Origin of the sequence: Undibacterium sp. Tian12W (assembly GCF_049339405.1) — a bacterium.
Lineage (GTDB): Bacteria > Pseudomonadota > Gammaproteobacteria > Burkholderiales > Burkholderiaceae_D > Undibacterium.
The window spans coordinates 1-585 of the sequence record NZ_JBMPPK010000068.1; the positions used below are offsets into that span (position 1 = coordinate 1).

General features: G+C 54.2%; 1 pseudogene. It reads right to left on the reverse strand.

Annotation, left to right across the window (positions count from 1 at the left end):
- A pseudogene (locus ACO0LI_RS30630) lies at positions 1–585 on the reverse strand (hypothetical protein); the annotation flags it as partial.

Genomic DNA, 585 nt, shown 5'->3' on the forward strand with positions numbered 1-585 from the left:
CGTTCAAACCTTCAGCGATAGTGACAGCAACTGTGTCGGATGCGCCAGTAGCAACGGCCAGATTGGCGTTGATGGTGGATTGGCCGATGGCGTTGGAGCCTGTGTCGCTATGACGGATGGTGATAGCAGCGCCTTGGGCAACACTCAGGTTGTTGAGTGTGAACACGTCTGTACCAGCTACTGGTGCGGAGTTCGCAGGTGCTGCTACGTTGGTGTTGGAGACGTTGCGAACCAATACGCCTGTGACGTCTGGCAGTTTGGCGAAGTCAACTGTGGAAGCGGCGTTGTTCAACAATACTTGAACGGCTTCTACTTTGGTGATGATGGAGGAACCAGCTGCACCGGCTGTGACGTTACCGCCGTTGACGATGACCAGTGTATCTGTACCGTCGCCGCCTGTGATGCTGTCGCCTGTTTCTACTGTGTCTGCCAGGTAGAATGTGTCGTTACCAGAACCACCAGTGATGGTGACGTTTTGTGTGGAACCGGATGTGTCAGCTTTACCAGTAGTGAAGATGCCATTGCCGAGGTTCAGTGTCAGGTTGCCTTTGAATGCGGATGCATCAATGGCGGACAGACGGCCTG